The organism is Shewanella sp. Isolate13 (assembly GCF_022398325.1).
GTDB lineage: Bacteria > Pseudomonadota > Gammaproteobacteria > Enterobacterales > Shewanellaceae > Shewanella.
On sequence record NZ_JAKEVD010000013.1, the window covers coordinates 65,649 to 84,140 of the forward strand.

At 47.2% G+C, this 18,492-nt stretch carries 18 protein-coding genes; all 18 read right to left on the reverse strand.

Annotation, left to right across the window (positions count from 1 at the left end):
• Positions 1–4 precede the first annotated feature (4 nt).
• A complete protein-coding gene (locus L1D44_RS10540) occupies positions 5–4,141 on the reverse strand; it encodes a DUF6701 domain-containing protein (RefSeq protein WP_239890455.1) in 4,137 nt (1,378 codons plus the stop codon).
• A complete protein-coding gene (locus L1D44_RS10545; protein ID WP_239890458.1) occupies positions 4,134–4,634 on the reverse strand; it encodes an MSHA biogenesis protein MshP in 501 nt (166 codons plus the stop codon). Before L1D44_RS10545 ends, L1D44_RS10540 begins: the two co-directional genes overlap by 8 nt.
• Entirely contained in the window at positions 4,624–5,514 is an 891-nt protein-coding gene (locus tag L1D44_RS10550) for a type II secretion system protein (RefSeq protein ID WP_239890460.1), read from the reverse strand. The genes L1D44_RS10545 and L1D44_RS10550 overlap by 11 nt, the downstream gene beginning before the upstream one ends.
• Positions 5,514–6,089, reverse strand: a complete 576-nt coding sequence (locus tag L1D44_RS10555) for a type II secretion system protein (RefSeq protein ID WP_239890461.1) — start codon at positions 6,087–6,089, stop codon at positions 5,514–5,516. Before L1D44_RS10555 ends, L1D44_RS10550 begins: the two co-directional genes overlap by 1 nt.
• Positions 6,076–6,552 (reverse strand): type II secretion system protein, encoded by a 477-nt coding sequence (locus L1D44_RS10560; RefSeq protein WP_239890463.1) that lies wholly within the window; start codon positions 6,550–6,552, stop codon positions 6,076–6,078. The genes L1D44_RS10555 and L1D44_RS10560 overlap by 14 nt, the downstream gene beginning before the upstream one ends.
• Before the next feature lie 233 nt (positions 6,553–6,785).
• Entirely contained in the window at positions 6,786–7,304 is a 519-nt protein-coding gene (locus tag L1D44_RS21765; RefSeq protein WP_275660448.1) for a type II secretion system protein, read from the reverse strand.
• Positions 7,305–7,317: 13 nt separating this feature from the next.
• Entirely contained in the window at positions 7,318–7,833 is a 516-nt protein-coding gene (locus tag L1D44_RS10570) for a type II secretion system protein (RefSeq protein ID WP_239890465.1), read from the reverse strand.
• A gap of 94 nt (positions 7,834–7,927) precedes the next feature.
• A complete protein-coding gene (locus L1D44_RS10575) occupies positions 7,928–8,536 on the reverse strand; it encodes a type II secretion system protein (protein ID WP_239890467.1) in 609 nt (202 codons plus the stop codon).
• 69 nt (positions 8,537–8,605) lie between these two features.
• The gene (locus tag L1D44_RS10580; RefSeq protein ID WP_239890469.1) at positions 8,606–9,097 is read right to left on the reverse strand and encodes a hypothetical protein; all 492 of its coding nucleotides are present in this window, start codon (positions 9,095–9,097) and stop codon (positions 8,606–8,608) included.
• Positions 9,098–9,115: 18 nt separating this feature from the next.
• A complete protein-coding gene (locus L1D44_RS10585) occupies positions 9,116–10,336 on the reverse strand; it encodes a type II secretion system F family protein (protein WP_239890471.1) in 1,221 nt (406 codons plus the stop codon).
• Between the two features lie 2 nt (positions 10,337–10,338).
• On the reverse strand, positions 10,339–12,072 hold the full coding sequence (locus L1D44_RS10590) for a type II/IV secretion system protein (RefSeq protein WP_239890473.1): 1,734 nt from the start codon (positions 12,070–12,072) through the stop codon (positions 10,339–10,341).
• Complete coding sequence (locus L1D44_RS10595; protein ID WP_239890475.1) at positions 12,072–13,361, reverse strand: tetratricopeptide repeat protein; 1,290 nt, start codon at positions 13,359–13,361, stop codon at positions 12,072–12,074. The genes L1D44_RS10590 and L1D44_RS10595 overlap by 1 nt, the downstream gene beginning before the upstream one ends.
• Positions 13,358–14,266: an AAA family ATPase gene (locus tag L1D44_RS10600; protein ID WP_239890477.1), complete on the reverse strand. Its 909-nt coding sequence runs from the start codon at positions 14,264–14,266 to the stop codon at positions 13,358–13,360. The genes L1D44_RS10595 and L1D44_RS10600 overlap by 4 nt, the downstream gene beginning before the upstream one ends.
• A 2-nt stretch (positions 14,267–14,268) precedes the next feature.
• On the reverse strand, positions 14,269–15,936 hold the full coding sequence (mshL, locus tag L1D44_RS10605) for a pilus (MSHA type) biogenesis protein MshL (RefSeq protein ID WP_239890479.1): 1,668 nt from the start codon (positions 15,934–15,936) through the stop codon (positions 14,269–14,271).
• 4 nt (positions 15,937–15,940) lie between these two features.
• Entirely contained in the window at positions 15,941–16,276 is a 336-nt protein-coding gene (locus L1D44_RS10610; RefSeq protein ID WP_239890481.1) for an MSHA biogenesis protein MshK, read from the reverse strand.
• Positions 16,257–16,913, reverse strand: coding sequence for an MSHA biogenesis protein MshJ (locus tag L1D44_RS10615; protein WP_239890483.1), 657 nt, complete (start codon positions 16,911–16,913; stop codon positions 16,257–16,259). The genes L1D44_RS10610 and L1D44_RS10615 overlap by 20 nt, the downstream gene beginning before the upstream one ends.
• A complete protein-coding gene (locus L1D44_RS10620) occupies positions 16,910–17,518 on the reverse strand; it encodes a fimbrial assembly protein (RefSeq protein WP_239890485.1) in 609 nt (202 codons plus the stop codon). Before L1D44_RS10620 ends, L1D44_RS10615 begins: the two co-directional genes overlap by 4 nt.
• Complete coding sequence (locus L1D44_RS10625) at positions 17,515–18,396, reverse strand: MSHA biogenesis protein MshI (protein ID WP_239890488.1); 882 nt, start codon at positions 18,394–18,396, stop codon at positions 17,515–17,517. The genes L1D44_RS10620 and L1D44_RS10625 overlap by 4 nt, the downstream gene beginning before the upstream one ends.
• Positions 18,397–18,492: the final 96 nt, after the last annotated feature.

Sequence of the window (18,492 nt, forward strand, 5' to 3'; positions counted from 1 at the left end):
ACAATTAGTTAACTTCTCGCCAATAAATAATCCGATCATGACCGCGGTAAGTACCAAAATAGGCTGTCGCTCGCGGGTCTTGTAATGCACTACTTGCGCCATAACTCCAATACCATTGCAGCCACTTATCGAGATGCTGCTGCAGGCCCACTTCACCATCGGCGTGGGGGGCAGGGAAATAGATAAAGCTGTTACCTAGACCGATAGTTCCAGCCTTGCCCGTTCCTCCTGGGCGAGTAAAGCCTTGAACGCCTTCCAGCCCTGCATCAGGAGACAGGTGCAAGCCAATATCGGCAGACTCTGTCGCACTGGTAGTATCGAACACCGAGCAGTTATCTTCTGTATTGGTGAGCCACTCGCCGCTAGCGCCAACATACTGGGTTCCGACCTCTAGACGCAGCTCTTCCGACGATGGACCATAAGCATTTTGCATCACAAAGCGGCCGTAACGCAGCGCAAAAACATCGTCTTTAGCGATATCGTCAAAGGTAAAGCCAACACAGGCTGCATTGGCGCTGTCTTGGTAACAAATACCATCCTTATCTGTCACATCAGCCTTCGATAGTTCTAGGTCAAACTGACCATTAAAGGGAACCGCCAGCGATGCAGTGCGGCCATAATGCAGCTGTGCACCGCTTAGGTAAGCCCGCTGCACACTATTGCTCTCATTAAGCGGATAGTATTCCACAGTGCCAGAAATCGGCGACTCATCCGCAATCAGCAAGGCTGCGCCATCCGTTGAGGTTGCGCCTGAAGTATCGCTGTAGCTACGATCTAGCCACTGTTTGCCATGATAACGCCACCAGTCACCGACTTGATAGTTGTTGGTGATCGCCCCGCTCTTGTTCTTACCTATGATAGACAGGGTTGGTTCATCACCGATAGAGAAACCAAATGGCTGATCCATATAGGTAAAGCTGCCACACTGCGCCGCAAGGTGAGGAGTGTTGGCCGTCACGGTTAAGTAGTAAGGCGAGAAGCGGCCAAAGATCTCGCTGCTTGAATTGGCTTCGGGGATCGAGGCACCGAGATAATTCGGCTCACCATCGAGTGCAATACTTATCGCTCCCACCTCAGAGTATGTCTGGTTAGCCAGTCTTAGGGGAGCACTGTTAGCCTTAGTAAAGCTCAAGCTTGTTTGGCCTAGCCCTCCAAGACCGCCATCTTTAATGTCTCCATTGCTGACTAAAGGTGCCTGTAACACAGGCTTAATTTTTAAATCTGTAAACCTAAAGTTTTTAAGCGCAGGGCGATCTTTATAGGACGTGCCATCATCGGTGCCGCAAACCGCCTTTACATCCATCTTAAAATCATCGCCGGCCTTGGCGAACAGATCACAACTCGCCCCCGTGCAGCCATTACTGCCTGAGTTATTGAAGAAATGGAAACCATCGGGCTTAGCCACAAATTGATCGCTATGTTCGAGTATCAAGGTTTCACTGGTGCTGCCATCTGGCGACTCGATCACCTCTGTCAGTGTTGCTGCAAGCTCCACCTTACCGGCCTCAGGGTAATTCACATTCAGCAGGGCTTTACCATTGGCATCGAAGTGAACTTGAAGCTCTTCACTCGAACCGCCTGCAATCACTTTACTGGCATGAGGTGCATTGAGACTGTTGATGGTTAACGCGGCGGCCTCGTTAATGCCGGTAGCATCTGGTGTAATATAGTTAAACGCCATCGAAAGCGGTTTAGTTTGATTAGCAAATAGCGGTACACATTGCTGGGTGGTTTCATCTTTCTTGACCGCAAATAACTCGAAGTTATTGGAGTTCTTACAGGCGGTAGAATCATCAATATCGAAGTAGATGCCGCTGTCTTCAAAGTTGAGCTGACATTGAGCATTGGTAACCAGGTTACCATCGATATAGCAGCTGTAGTCGGCACTCGGTACGGTCGCTCCCAAGCCTAAGGTCACTAATCCACCTTGTGGATGCCAAACCTCAGTACTAGTACTCCCCGTAAAAGTCTCGCTGCTATAGTTGGCGCCGTTCTTAGTCAGGGTGACAAAGGCGGGATCGGTTAACAGCGAGCGACAGTTATTGTCGGCGCAGGCCTGAATCGCCACCGATTTAGAGGCGCAGCTAAGCGCACCGGAATCGAAGCTAATTCGATAATGATTTACCGCTGGCGGCTCGGCTGCATACTCAAATGCAAAATAACCGATACTCTCAGCCATATGCTTTCTCTCACTATCACCGTGCTGATCTTCATCTATCGCAAAGCTAACCTGATTGTTAAAACTCTCTTTGGTGCAGCGTCTTACCCAACCGCCATCGCCACCACGACGTTGGTTTTTATTGGCAATAGTTAAAGGCTGTGCGGTATAAGTTTGCTGGTAACTATTATTAAAAGCACATTGCTGACTCAAGCTTCTACCTGAACTACCATTGCCATGATTTAACGCGTTGGCAAACTCATACTTCAGGTTTTCACCATTGACCGTCATCACACCTTGGCCGACACCCGCCACATAAGCTAAAAGCTCTGTTCGGTATATGCTTGAGCTCATCTCCGAGCCTTCTATGGCAATATCAAATTGTGAACCATCGGCATCGATATTATTGATCACAGTAGTAATGAAGTGACCATTGTTATGAGTCAATGTCTGGCCAATCATGGCAGGCTGCAGACCAAATTTATGCTCAAACTCAATATTCTCGTAGCCTCGCCCCCAACTAGGTAAGTTTTTACCTTGATATAGCCGAGTTGAAACAGAGCCTGCTTGTAATGCCTTACCTCGCTCTAAGAAGCGATAGCCAGGCTCCATAACGAAGTAGTCCACCTTCTCCATCTTCTTATTTAGAACTTGCGATATGCCAGAGTTAACCTGCTTAATTGAAGCATTACTCGCACTCAAGCTATCGACTCGCACAGTTGATGAGCGATCGCCATTGGCGTTGCTACCATCAATCGTTGGCATCACCATCACCACAGGTGGAGCTGAGTAGCTGTTATTAAAGTTGATAACCGCATTACCGCTGGCATCGAGTTCGGCGCGGCCAAATTCAAACTGTGGCGCTGGACAGGTCAACAACTGGCTCGCTGGAACGATCTCAAAACGCGTGGAAGAAGGCGTTTTCCAATACAGACGGAAAGCTTCAGCACCGAAGGTCTCATGAAATCTTAACTCTATGGTATGCGCCCCTTGCTCAAGGGATACCTTACCTTGGTACCTTGTACAATCACAGGTCGAGTGAACGCCGTAAAACCCTTTTATCACTTCACCATCGATCAATAGCTCAATGGCATCATCACCATCGATAGCAAAGGTATACTCGCCCGTTTCAGGTGCCTCTATGTATCCTTCAAACACACCTAAATACAGATCTTGATCGGCTGCGGCATTTGAATGTGGGTTAATACCATTACCTTTCTGATTTAAATCTGTTTCGATGGACTCGCCGATTTGGTTCTCTGTCGTTCGGACCAAATTAACTAACGTTTTAAACTCATTCGGGTTCGCTGGACTGTAGTTATCGGAATACCAAGAACGAGCATCATAGGTTCGATAAGTTAAGCCCTGAATGTTATTTTGGTCTGCAGGACATTGAGTGGGAATGGCTGGGTTGACAGGCTCGTTATTACACATGCCCCCAAAGTCCGCATCTTCAATTGCATCCTCGTCAAAGTCTACGTCGCCATTACCGCCAATGGTTAAGTTACCACCAGAGGCTAGCGCACCGTCAATGCTGGCATTACCCGTAAAATTAACATCTCCGGCTACATAAACAATACCATTTATACTGTTTTGTCCCGCGATGCTGAGGCTACCATAGACATAGATAATAAGATCTTCCGTTTCACCAGAAACGTTCAGGTGTGCCCCGTTTAGCTTAAGGCTATCAAAGTACAACCGAGTGGTTGTACCGTTGGTATGAACAAAACTTCCTTGCTTAAGTTCACTATCACCGAAATAAAAATCTCCAGGTTGAAAAAAATCCGACGGATAACAACCACGCTTATTACAAGTAAGGTCACCTAAGTTGGGTAAGCCCGATGGTGGTATAAGTCCTGGATTGTGGTTTCCCGTAGGTGGATCGGTAAAAATTTCATCACACTGTGGAACCGCAAAAGCAGATGTCGAAGCGAATGCAACGACAGCGAATAAACAGCCCCATAATAGCCTAAGTTTAATCACGTGCTTCGACCTCCACCTGGCGGCTCACTCGAATACAGCTGGCATCGCTATCGCTACCCGAATCACACTGGCCTGTGCTACAGGTCGCGGTACTAGTAATTAGATATTGAGTCATATTATTTTGCGGCAAATTCGTAGTCACTGATGAGCAGGTCATGACCACGCTGCAGCCATTAAATCCAACCAGCCCAGTTGCAGTTCCTATATTCCATGTGGTTTGGGTAGGGCAACTCCCTGCACTACCATCGACAGGAAACAGCGCCGCTAAGGCGCGATCGGCACCACTATTCGCCGCTGCAAAGGCGCGAGTTCCCCACACCTCAAGACTTATCTCTTGATCCGCATCATCCAGCACATTTATCAGTGTCGCAGCCAAAAGAAACATCACAGTAATAATGAATACACCGATCACCAAGGCACTACCCGTTTGCTTAGAGCGCTTAGCTAATTGGCAGCCTTGGCTACTGAATAAAAACTCTCTATTAAGGGACATTAATCACCTGCACTTGATGATGATATTGAAACGTCTGCCCTTGCACATCAAACAATGGATTCAGATGCACCATGGCGTTGTTACGTAGCGTTCCAGGGGTATAGGCGATGGGGTTATTACGGCCGATGGTATTGACCACGTTCTCGGCCATTAACACTCCCGTGCCCATATCGGCTGGCGATGGCTGCAGATTCGGGTGATTAAAACCGTAGCCCGAATAACGTTTTAAAAGACTTAACTCCGAAGTCACCTGCTCGAAGCAGTAACTCACCGCCCCTTGAACACCGAAATAACGCTGTCTTGGTGAGGCCTCATCGAAGCGCACCGCGCGGCCAAAATCAATACGGCTATCGTTACTAGTATTGGCGGTAATGGAGTCAATGCTAAATAGCTTTCCCTGCGTTATTGAAGTACTCGTTGCTGTGTACACATCGGCAGGACTTAAAGGATAAATCAATAGAAACTGGTTCGCAGTCAAAGGCGCTGTTGCGCTCGATTGCATCAAAGTGCCAAATTGCGAGGCGGGGGCTGGCGCGATAGGCATATCGATATAAGACGCACTCGACGTTATAGGCATCATCTCAATGCACTGCCAAGCACCATCACCACTATCACGCACTCGAATACTGTTAGGCACGGTATTACGAATATCACGAGTCATTCGCTCTATGGCGAAACGGCTCTGGCTCATGACTTGATCAACCGAGGTTGCATCGATAAAAATTCGGGTGCCAAAAATCAAAAAGCTACTCACGCCAAGCACTAAGACACCTAGGATGATGATCACTGTGACCATCTCAACTAAGGTAAAACCTTGGCTCTTTCGCTGTTTCAATCTGCCCAATTGCAATCGCGAAGCTTGACGTATTAACGTATTCATTAATAGTTACTCCTGATCGCATTGAAGGTCATCACCTCACCATTTGGCGTGGTGACATTAATGGTAACAAGCTTGGTATTTAAATTAGGTAAGTTGTCATAGGCGACCAAGACTTCTAGGCCGTAGTTAATATAGCGATCGGCATAGGTTTCACTGCTGTTGAGCATATTGCTGTTAATGTTTAGCCCACTATAGTCATCGACATCGTTATAGTCATTACGAGCCTCGGTCACGCCGGCGACAGTATCTGGCCCTAAATTCGCAGGTGCTGTACAAGGTAGACCTGCTGGCAGTCCAAATGCTGGTTTTGCTGGCGCGCCACAAGCTGGCACGCCGCCGTTCGAATTGGTGTTTTGATCGTAACGCTTACCCCAGATCTCATTCAAAATTGAATGGGCGAGTTCAGCAGAACGCACTCGATGTAGGGTATCTGCGGCGCGCTCTGCCTGCGGAAACAACATGGTACTCAGCAACACAAAGGCGATACTGATCACCACCATACCCACAACTAACTCGACTAAGGTAAAGGCCCTTTGAGTTTGGCGCTTTATTACTGAGAATCTATTGTCCGTCATGGATATAGCCTTCAGATTCTATCGCAAGGAAGAGTGTCTCATCGGCAATCACACTAATACAGTTACCATTGCAACGCGCGCCGTCCACAATTGGGACACCTTGCGCATTAAATTCGATATTGAATGTGCTTGCTCCACTGCGTAGCAAGGCGAGACTCGCTCCACCTTGAAACGCTTGCGGTGCATCGGTACGTACAGGGGAGCCACTGCAGGCGCCTTTAAAACGAGAAACTTGATAATTTTTATCGGTCACTGACAAACGGTAACAGCGATCTTGGTTATTCATCGCCATCATCTGCACTTTACGCAGCTCACTGATAAACTCATCGCGCAAAGTAAAAGCACTATAGCTTGACGAGGTCAGTAGGCGAGGAATAACAACCACAGCGAGAATGGCAATAAGGATTATCGTGGTCACTAGCTCCACTAATGTAAAGCCTGTGTGTCGCTGCGCTCTATGCATTGCTCGTCCTGATTGATTCAGCGGTGTTTAGCTTAGGTTCTAGGTTCTAGGTTCTAGGTTCTAGGTTCTAGGTTCTAGGTCCTAGGTCCTAGGTCCTAGGTCCTAGGTCCTAGGTCCTACAAATTCTTAAAACTGATTTTCCAACAGTTTAATAATTATGGCAAATAAAGCCACAATAAACGGCCTAGATACAAAAAAGGCCTGCGAGGCAGGCCTTTTAAAAGTAGTACTATTTAGCAACCATCAGCGCTTACAACATATTTTGGAGCAACTGTCGAAGACGTAGCCGGAGTATAAGTAACGTAGCATTCAGTAGCCGTAGTAGCACCGAAACGTGGTGATCCTGCTTGGTAAAGTTCGACTGCAGTGAAACCAGTACCAACTGGCGCTATATACCAATCGGCATCTACCTTTTCATCCGTGCTAATATCAATATCTAATGCATTCTTCAGCTGAGCCGCTGTAGAAATTAAGTAGCCATAGTTAGTCGTGGCAGCTAGTCCAGTGCCAATATTAACCGAACCTAAATCACCTACAGTAGTACCACCTTTCTTCTCAACACCGGCAATTGCCGCTTTAGAGAAAACCAGTGAGTTAGCACCTTGCAACGCGCCCTTCATACCTTGAAGGGTCGATGCACGCGCATCGCTCTGTAGGTTGATAAACTTAGGCGCTGCTGTGACAGCCAAGATACCTAGGATAATAATCACAACCACTAATTCGATTAGAGTAAAACCGTTTTGCTTTTGCATTAAAAGAGTCCTATTAACAGCCTGTATCAACAATTACGTAAGTAGGCGTAGTTGTAGCCGTAGCTTCAGTGTATGTTAATTGACAGGTTTTGCTATCATTAGGAGCGCCAACTTGACTGATAACCATAGTACCTGGAGTATTAGCTGTGCCAACTGTAGCGGTGTAAACCCAATCAGCATTGCCTGGAGTTGCTACTGGTGCAAACGAGGCATCAATCGCAGTATTAAAATCAGTGCCTGTTGCTAATAAATAACCGTATAGAGTCTTTACATTAATCGGAGCTGCTTCAGTTCCGATATTTACATCAGTCCCGGTAATAACGCTCGCTCGCTCATCACCAGCTAGCGCAGCCTTAGCGAATACTAGGCCGTTAGCGCCTTGGATGGCACCTTTAACACCTTGCAGCGCAGAAGCACGTGCATCGCTTTGTAGGTTGATAAACTTAGGCGCCGCAGTCACTGCCAAGATACCCAAAATAATAATAACGACCACTAATTCAATTAGCGTAAAACCATTTTGCTTTTGCATATAAATATCCTCAATCACATAACATGTACGGCAAACACTAAAAGCCTGTGAGCCGTAAACAATTAACTTTTACTGTAAACCAGCAACTGCTTGCTTAGTCGATAAAACTTGCCACTTGACCAGACCCTGGGTTGTAAGTCACCCCTTTGCCAGCTAAGTTACTTAGATCGGTTAAATCTTCAGTAGGCTTACCATCCTGTGGATTTAACACCAGTGATGAGGCTAGGTAATACAAACAAACATCAAGATCGCTAACTTGCACGCCATCTATGGTATTTGAACTGCCACCCGCTCCTTTTGCCACACTCACTACATATCTTGCTTTACGCGCATCTTCTCCTGAACCTACGCTTCGTGGTGCATTTTGTAAAACAAGATCAAATACTTCTTGGCACGTACCTTCTGTCATAGCTTTAGCATCGGTATTGCTCGAACCCGTTGGGTAGCCGAAGCGAGTATCTAATGCTACTGAGGTGCCATCTAATAACACGGTATTGTTACGGCGACCGTCCACTTCCCACTGTGAGCGAACAAAGCTCACTGCAGTACTTAAGCCACCAGCTACGCCGTCTACACTGGCATCTTCAGCATCATCAGTTACGTTTAAAAAACGTGGAATAGCCGTCGCGGCCAATAAACCTAAGATCACGATAACTATGACTAATTCAATAAGGGAGAAGCCCTTTTGATACTGTTGTTTCATTTTACCCCCAGTGTTGTATGCGGCTATTCTAGCAGTTTGTTAAAATTAGAAAACAGATAATTTCACTCTTTAGCCACCTTGCGTCAAAAAAATGACCCGCCCAGAGGTGGTTTGATAGCTAATACTTTCACCTGACTCGCCAATAAATCGGCAAACACCCGTATCAGAATTGAATCGCGTTTCAATTTGTTGCGCATAACCTGGCCCCAACAATTCCATCAATAATTGCCGACAACCAGCAACACTTGTCTCATTCGGCACAGGCCAGCCTCCCGCGGCCATGCGCACTTGGCCTGTGGATGAGGCGTGTTTAGGATTATCTGAATACCAATCGAGTATCAAGATCTCCGGCTTGCTACGCATCAACCATTGAGAGCGAGCGACCCCCAGTACATTGAGTAAGCGTGTATGCTCAACTTGCATACTAGGCCGACTCAGCTGCTTAATACTGCCAAAGTAATTAAAAGCTAAGTAAAACAATACAATTAACAAAATGATTAAGGCAATAATCTTGCCATAAACGCTAATCAACTCTGCATCGGCTTTTTGTTGATTAAGCACAGCCTTGTTCTCGCGTCATCAGCTACCGCCCTTAACGACATTAAGCATGTCCCACATAGGCAGGTAGATCCCCAGTGCTAAGACCAACACGATACAGGCAACAAAGCCGATCAAGATAGGCTCCAGCTTGGCGGTTAAATTCTTAAGGTCGTAGTCGACTTCGCCCTCGTAAAAATCGGCGGCATCGTTAAGTAGCTGATCAATTTGCCCCGTTTCTTCACCTACGGCCACCATCTGCAGCACAAGTGGGGTAAATAGTTGGCAGTTATTCGACACCCTAAGCATAGACTCACCCGACTCAATACCACGACGCATTCCCACGATACGGTCGTGCATATAAGCATTATCGACCGCGTCGGCGACTAAACTGAGCGCCTGAGTCATAGGTACACCAGCGCTCAACATCATCGAGAAACTACGACAATAGCGAGACAGGGTCGAACGTTCGATAATGCTGCCTACCGCGGGAATATTGAGCTTCCACTTGTCCCACTGCTTTTCACCTTTCTCGGTACTATGCCAATAGCGAATACCCACAAAACCAGCCAGCAACACCACTATCATCGCGGGCCAATAATTAACGAATACGTTAGAAGTATTAATTAACAGTTTAGTCGCCCAAGGCAGATCGGCACCGAATCGAGAAAACATCTCTGCAAACTTAGGGATCACCATGATGTTAAGGATCACCATGGCAATTGCGATGGCGATCAATACAAAGATCGGATAGCGCATAGCGGCTTTAATACGCCTGCGCGTTTCCTGCTCACGCTCGATATAACCTGCAAGTTGAATAAACGCATCTTCCAGCTTACCCGTGTTCTCACCCACATGAACCATAGAAACAAACAGCGCGTCGAATACATCAGGGTGCTGGTTCATCGCTGATGATAGAGGGCGACCTGAAGTTAGCTGTTCTGAAATATCATCCAGCGCCTCTTTCATTCGCACCGAATGCGTAGTCTCAGAAAGGCCGGCGATCGCACGTAGTATCGGGATCCCTGAACGCGTCAAAGAATACATCTGGCGGGTAAAGATCTGCAGCTCATCTAATGCAACCTTGCCTTTAAACAAAGCCTTAAAGCTAAACTCTTTAACCTCTTCTGCTACTGTCAGCTCCAGCGGGATCACCCCACGAGACATCAGCTGATCTGCGGCAGCACTCTCAGAGCTAGCATCCAGTACCCCTTTAATCTGCTCACCTTGTGCGCTGCGACCACGATAGCGATATGTTGGCATGATTAAGCCTCACTCAGCTCTAGTTCAATGTCACTGACATCTTCAACTAACTTAGCGACCTCTTCTATGGTGGTCATCCCCTGTGCCAAATACTTTAAAGCGGACTCGGCTAACGGGGTAAAGTTGGGGCTCTGATATGCGGCGCGAGTAAAGTCCTGGGGGTTACCGGTACGCATCGCCTCAATCATAGGCTCATCAAGCTCTAAAATCTCAAACACACCGATACGGCCGCGATAGCCACTACCGTTACAACTCTGACAGCCAGCCCCGACTCTAAAGGTGGCTTTGGAGTAGTCCATTTGACTCACACTCGATAGCCAGACTTTATCTTGTGCAGTGAGATGGTAATCTATTGCACAATTTTGGCAGACGCGGCGCACTAGTCGCTGGGCAATAATCACCCTAAGCGCACTGGCTACAAGGTAACTCGCCGCCCCCATATCCAGCAGACGCAGAGCACTGGTCACCGCATCATTGGTATGTAGAGTCGATAATACGAAGTGACCCGTTAACGCGCCTCGAAGACCAATCTCAACCGTCTCTTGGTCTCGCATCTCACCCACCATGATAATATCTGGATCTTGACGCAAGGTGGTTCTTAACACGTTAGAAAAATCGAGGCCGATCTTATGGTTCACTTGAACTTGGTTAATTCTAGGTAACTGGTATTCCACCGGATCTTCAACCGTGATGATCTTGCGATCCGCAGTGTTCAGTTCACTGAGCACCCCGTAAAGTGTGGTCGTTTTACCGCTACCGGTTGGCCCTGTCACCAGTAGCATTCCATGAGGGCGTTTGATCTGACGACGCACTCTTGCCAGCATCTCAGGCGGCATGCCCGTCTCATTCAAGGTCAACAGACCCGCCGATTGATCCAGCAGACGCATTACCACCGACTCACCGTGGTAGATAGGCATAGTCGACATACGCACATCGATCTTATGGCCTTTGATCTCCATATGGAATCGACCATCTTGAGGTAGGCGTTTCTCTGAGATGTCCAAGCCAGCCATTAGCTTTAGGCGCAAGACTAACGCAGCGGCGATGCTCACTTCAGGCAAGATGTTTTCATGTAGCTGGCCATCGATACGTTGACGAATACGCAGTGACTTTTCACCTGGCTCGATATGGATATCCGAGGCGCGCATCTGCACCGCATCTTCGAAGATAGACTGCAGTAACTTAACCACTGTAGTCTCATTATCGCTATCGGCTTCGGTCAAGCTGCCGAGATCGAATAGCTCATCTGCGGCATATTCCTCTTCGAGCCTGCCTGCGATCTGCGCGATCTCGTCGGTGCGTCGATAGAGGTTATCGAAGGCATCTAATAACTGCTGCTCGGTGACTACCGCGATAGAGATAGTCTTTGGTGCTAACTGTAGCTCAAGGTGATCCATCGCCTGCAGATCGGCGGGATCGCTCATCGCCACCAGCACACTATCACCGTTATCTTCTACGACTAAGGCGCGATAGCGACGCGCCTGCACCTCTGGCAATAGGCCGATAACGTTTGCCGCGATAGCCCGCTTACTGATGTCGAGAAAAGGAATGTTAAGCTGATGCGACAAAAACTGCAGTAGCTGCTGCTCTGTGATACATGACAGGTCGATCAGTGTACGGCCCAGCTTCTTTCCCGTATTACGCTGTTCGGCTAATGCTTGCTGCAACTGCTCTTCGGTGATGATGTGCTCCTGAACCAGCAGATCACCTAATCGCATTTTTAATTTGGGTTTCACTAGTACGCTCCTAACTGCAGCAATCGATTATCGACGTAAACCTTAGCCTGCGCAGATAAGTTACCTTGAGACAAAGCTTGGCTATATGCCGCTTTCGCTTCGGTATATTTTTGCTGCGCATCTAAGGAATAACCAAGCCCCATCCACCAGCGGCCTTGACTGGGCTCATACTTGGCAAGCTGACGAAAGCTCTGTTCCGCGACCGGATAGTCTTTCTGCGCTTGTGCCAGGTCACTCTGCTGATGCCACTTCTTAATGGCTAACACACTGTTATCTGGAATTTTAGCTAGGTTCTTAAGCGCCTGCTCGGCTTGTCCACCCGCCTGCTGCACTCGCGCTAACAGCAGGGAAAACTCATACTCTTGCGGAAACAAAAGCTGCCCCTGCTCTAGCAACTTGGCCGCTTTGGCTAACTTGCTCTGGCCATAATAGAGGGCTGCAGCCTGTCTTCTTGCCTGATGTAAACTTGGGTCATAGGCAAGCGCCGCCTCGTAATAAGTTAGCGCGTCACGGTGAAGCCCCTGCTGCTGCGCATCGGTTGCCAGCAGCATCTGCTTCTGCGCCAGCTCCTCAGGTGAAAGCTTTACCTCTTTAACCGCCATATTGCCGCTGTTATGTAACTGCTTAGAGCGATTAGTGGCAGGCGCAATATTTAGCTTTGTAGCCATTGCAGGCTTAGGCTGACTCTGCACAACCTGCACAGTGCTGCTATTAACTGCTACTTGAGTTTTTGCTAGCGTTTGAACCTGCGGTTCTTCTGTCACTTCGCTGGCTTGCTGCGACTCATTCTTCGCTAGCTGATGACGACCTGTGTTAGCGCTCGTACTTGCTTGTTCTGTGTCAGTGGCGACAGCTACTGTAGGCACAATTGAACGACTATCCTCTGAGGCTGCGGGCTCTGAATGCGTAACTTTAGCTTGTATTGCTTCTGAGGCCTGAGCTGGTGAAACCACGGCTTCTGAGACTATTGAATCTGGCGCCGATGGCTCTGACTCAGACCTTGATTCTGCTTCTGGCGTTACCAATTCAGCAGGCGTGCTCTGGGGCTTAACCACCTCAGATGTTGCTGCCTGCAGGTTTGAAGCCACGGCCTTGTCAGCTTGAAATACCGTTAAGCCATAAAACATCACCAAGCCACCGACTGCGAGCGAAACGATACTCGTAAGTAATAGAGCACGCTTCGAAGAGGTCTTAGGTTTAAAGGCCAATTGTGGGGCAGTCATACTTTCTATGCCATGTGGCTGTTGGCGCTCATCTAAATCTTTGAGCATCTTATTGATTACGCTCATGCAACGCCTCCTCTAAACCAGTAAAACACAGCTAAACAACTACTCACGACAACCACTGCGGCAACCAACCATTTAACCATGCCATATTGATGCTTAATGGCGTCACAAGTATCTGCAATCGCGGCATCGACATGACGGGACTCTATTTTTTTCACTCCCTCACCAAAGCCTACAAGCAAAGCCTTGTGGGATAACACGTTAATCAACCTAGGAATTCCTCGTGCGGCCTTAGCGATACGTTTAGCATTCGATTCGTTAAATAACCGCCCGCTTTCACTACCAGCAACACTTAAGCGGTGCTGAATGTAGGCAACAGATTCTTCAATCGTCAATGGACGCAAACAGTAGCTAAAGGTGATCCGCTGTCTTAGCTGCCTAAACTTACTCTGTGCTAGCCTTTCATCTAGCTCTGGCTGGGCAAACAAAACCACCTGCAACAGCTTGCGGCTCTCTGTTTCTAAATTAGTAAACAGACGCAGTGCCTCTAGGCTCTCATCGGGCAGCGCCTGCGCCTCATCGAGTACTAGAATAATCGAGTGGCCGTGCGTGCTTAACGCTAAGAGCTGCTGTTGGATGAGACCTGTTAATTGCTGTTGATCTATTTGGCTCGAATGTTTTAAGCCCAGCTCCATTGCTACCGCCCAGCGCAACTCATCAGGAGTGAGGTATGGATTAGGTAGATAGGCGCAATGAAAACGCTCTGGCAGCTCATTCATCAGTTTTCGGCAGGTGAGCGTCTTACCCGTGCCCACTTCTCCGGTTACTTTGATAAAGCCTTCGCCAGTTTGTAACGCCGTTTGCAGCACTTGCAAGGCTTCAACATGGGGCGCGAGGCCAAAGAAAAATCCCGTATTCGGCGTAAGAGAAAACGGGGTTTCTGTTAACCCAAAATGCTGCAGATACAAGCTTACTGCTCCTCAGGGTACCAACGGTCAAGCAACTCTTGAGAACGCTTCAATTCGTTTTCCCATGTATTGGCACCCACTACCACAGGCTTAAGCAAGATCACTAGCTCTGTTTTAACCGTTGAGTTAGCTCGGTTGGTAAAGGCTTCACCTAAGAAAGGAATATCGCCTAGCAGAGGAACCTTAGAAACGATCTCGGTATTTTCACTCTTCATCAAGCCACCGATCACCACTACATCTCCGCTAGCCGCCTTAATCACAGTATCAGACTCACGGATCTCACTCTGGGCTAAAGGCAACTCTAGTGTGCTATCAGAGATCTTAATGCTCTTTACCTGCTCTTTAATGTCGATCACCGATGGATGGATATGCAGCAACACATTGCCTTGCTCATCGATTTGCGGTGTGACATCTAAGGCGATACCAGAGAAGAATGGTGTCAGCTCGACCTCTGGGGTCGTCACCGGCGTATTACCCGCCACCGTCGTAGAGGAAACATCTGTCACAAAGTATTCATCGGTTCCCACCTTAATCACAGCTTTCTGGTTATTAGACGCCGTTACACGCGGGCTAGATAACACGTCGACATCCCCTTGGGTATCGAGCAGGTTAATCATGGTGCTAAAGTCTGAACCTTCAAGCTTGATAGAGGTGACCCCACCTAAGACGTTGGTAATTTTATCACCAAGACCCGCAGTTGGGCTGGTACCAAAGGTAATATCGGTACTACCAGCGTGCCCGAGTACACTCTCCCAGTGAATGCCCTGCTGATAACCGTCAGATAACGTCACTTCAAGCACCTTCGCCTCTAAGATAACTTGGCGCTGTAGGTGACTCTCTGCTGTTTTAATAAAGTTACGGACTTGGCGGATTTCATTAGGATAAGCCCTAATCGTCACTAAACCCGCCTGCGGCGTCACAACTACTTGGCGTCCACCACCTGTATTACCAATAATCGAGACTAAGGTTTCTTGTAACTCGCCCCAAAAATCAGATTTGGTCTTTGAACGAATAAAGGTACCGTTAGTCTGCTCGTTATTATTACTATCCGAACTTGAGTTACTGTTCGAAGAGTCGTTGAAGCTGTTGTTACTGTTACTATTACTGTTGTTATTGCTGTTTGAATTATTGTCTGAGATACGACCCGAGTTCACTGAAGTCAGAGACAAGCCCTGACGCTCCATATACAGGTAGTTTAACGAGAACGTCTCGGTACGCATGCCTGCAGGGAAAATCCGTAACACTCGCCCTTCGCGGCTCACTTCATAACCATAGATATCCTCTACAACTTGCAATGCTTCTTGCAAGGTCACGCTCTTTAGCGACAGTGAAATCTTACCGGTTACATCTGGATGAACCGCGACACTTAACGGAGTGCCTTGCGCTAGGCTAGGGAAAAAGACTTTGGCGTCGACATTGTTAGCGGATACATCGAAACGTCGCTCAGTTGGCCTTGCTGGGGCAAAGCCCTCTAGCAGGTTCCCCGACGAAAGCTCACGCTGCACTTCATCTGGCATTACAGCTGGCGGTGGTGTCGATGCAGCCGACTCCTTAGTCGCTAACGATTCAGCTAGAGCCTGTTTAGACTCAACTGGATGGGGTCTGTCGACAGTTTGACAAGCCACTAGCAATAAAGACAACAAAGGGGTGATATAGGTTATTGAGCGCATTTAATTATTGTCCCTTAAGATCTGTAATAGCTTGAAACATTGTTAGTTTACGGCCGTCAGATAACGACACTGTGTCCTTACCAATATGCACGATTTTGACACCTTTGACCCGCTCGCCTAAGGTGTAAATCTGATTATTTATCACCGCATAAGCTGAACTGTCTTTCTTCACTACGCTATTTAATACGAGGTGACGACTCGATGAGCCAGACACCACTTTTCCTTTTCCTGACGTATTTCCAGGTAATGTTGGATCACGTAACGTTGCAGCGTTAAGGTTAAAACCTAAAGTGCTGCACAAGAAAGCAATCAATAATCCACTAATCTTTTTTGGCAACACTGATAAAGTCCTTATTGATGCTCAAGGTATAGAGTTCTAGCGATACCGAGGCTTTTGGATAAGTATCAACCCGATAGTCCATGCTACGCCAGTAAAGCTTATTAGGCATACTTTCTACAGCCTCGACAAATCTCAGTACTGAAAAGTAATCACCAACAAATTCAAGTTTAATCCCATGGCTGTACAGGTTTAACTTCTTCTCTTCACCCACCTCTAGTAATGGAGTCGGGGCGATTGAGGTAAAAGAGTGAAGCTTGATACCTTTAATCTTTGAAAGTAGTCCCGCCAATAGGGTCGGCATATGATCTGCAGGCACCATATCCACCATCTGAGATGATAACTGTTCGTCTATTGCCTTGTTTTGCTGTTCTATATTACTTAGGCGCTGTCGGTATTCGGTATCGGGATCTTTAGTTAAGCTCTCTTCGTACAGCGCAATCTGTTGCTTTGAGATCCGATTCTCACTCTCGATAGAACGCTTCTGTTCACTGAGTTTACTGTACTCATTGATTGCTGATTCCAGCGGTAGATAAAAGGTGACCCCGGCAAGAATAAGCGTAGCCGCAGCAACCAGCACTCTTTCTCGCTGGCTTAAAACATCAAACTTTTCGGCTAGTTGCTTCCACTGCTGCTTCATTTAATCAGCTCCTTGTCAGCGGTGCTGGTATCACTGGTTAGCTTAAATGCCAAGGGTTGGTTCTCTCCTAAACTCATCGTCATAGAAGCAAATGCATGGCCTTTTAAAGTGGTTGTTGTTTTCAAGCGTTCGATCCACAAAGGTACTCCTTCCGGAGTCGAGGTGTATCCTTCAAAGATATAACGGTTTTCGTTAACTTGAATTCGATTTAACCAAATATTAGCGTTAGCAACAGTAGCGAGATCGGTCATTAGTGGTGAATAACCATAGCTAGTCAGCATCTCCTGTTGACTCAGTTTGCCGAACAGTTTTTGTTTAAGCTCTAACTGCTGTGCCTTCAAGGTCACTTCTGCAACCAAGTCTTCACTCGGCCCTCGCTTAGCCAGAGCAGTCTCGAGATCTTTTTTCTCTGAATCAAGACGTTGCTTGGTTATCTCAAGTTTATTTTTCTCAGATTCAAGCTTGGCATTAAAACCAAAGACCAACAAACTCGATAGCAATAATACGACTACTAGGCCCAATAGCAGCTGGCTTAATTTAAGAAAGGATAAGCGTAGCTCTGGCGGAAACAATGTATCGGAATACAGGTTGACTCTTAATTTCATGATGCCAGACCTCGCGCTAACTCGGCTAAAGCCAACTCGGCAAATACCGCCTCAACCGACGTCGAATGATAGGGGGTGACACTTTGATTAAAGTTAGCGCTAATAAGCGTAGCAAGCCGCTCTCGCTCACCACCCATGACCAACTCGATGGAGGATACAGGGGCTTCTCTGAGCTGACTCTCGAAGTAGTCCATTGAACGCTGGATCTCTAGACTTAAATTATCGGCAACCCCATAGGCTAAATCTTCAGCAGAGACTTTATCAATCTGCAAGAAGCCCCGCACTCGGCGCTGCATAAACACTTCACCATCTCTGACAACAGTCAGCAATAACTCTTGTCCTTCGCGATGGCTTAATACCAGTCTTGCCTGATTATCATTAAACAAGTTACTCATTGCCATCTCTTCAATAGAGACGCCGACTGTGTGCAAACCAGCACTTTTAGCGGCTAATAACAGGGCTGATAACAGGGACTTTTCAGTCACAACCACATTGACTTTATTGGTAGTTTGTTTCGATGATTCAAAGTAATCCAGATGAATATCAGTCACCGCTTGGCTTACGAGATCTTTTACCGACCAAAGCAGTGCCGCATTCAGCTCATCATCTTGCACATTCGGCTTATCGACCAGTAATAGTTGATAAAAATCAGCAGCTAGTACAATTTGAATTTTCGCTGGAGCAAACTCTTTAACCACCTGAGAAAATGCTTCATCCCAATTATGGTGGTCAAACGAAAATGTCATGGCTTTAGCACCAGTGTCTATGGTGGGTGCTTGAAAGACGGATATTTTGTCAGCGCATATATAGATACCCAACTCGAGTGTCGGTGCAGATTTGCGCCAAAACTGAATCTTATCCAACAAGCTTCCTTCCATTCATCTATGCCTTAGAAATTATCAAAAACTAACTCAGGTGCGCTCGCAAAATGTGATAAATAGCACATCAGTTTATATATGAAATACTGTTAAACC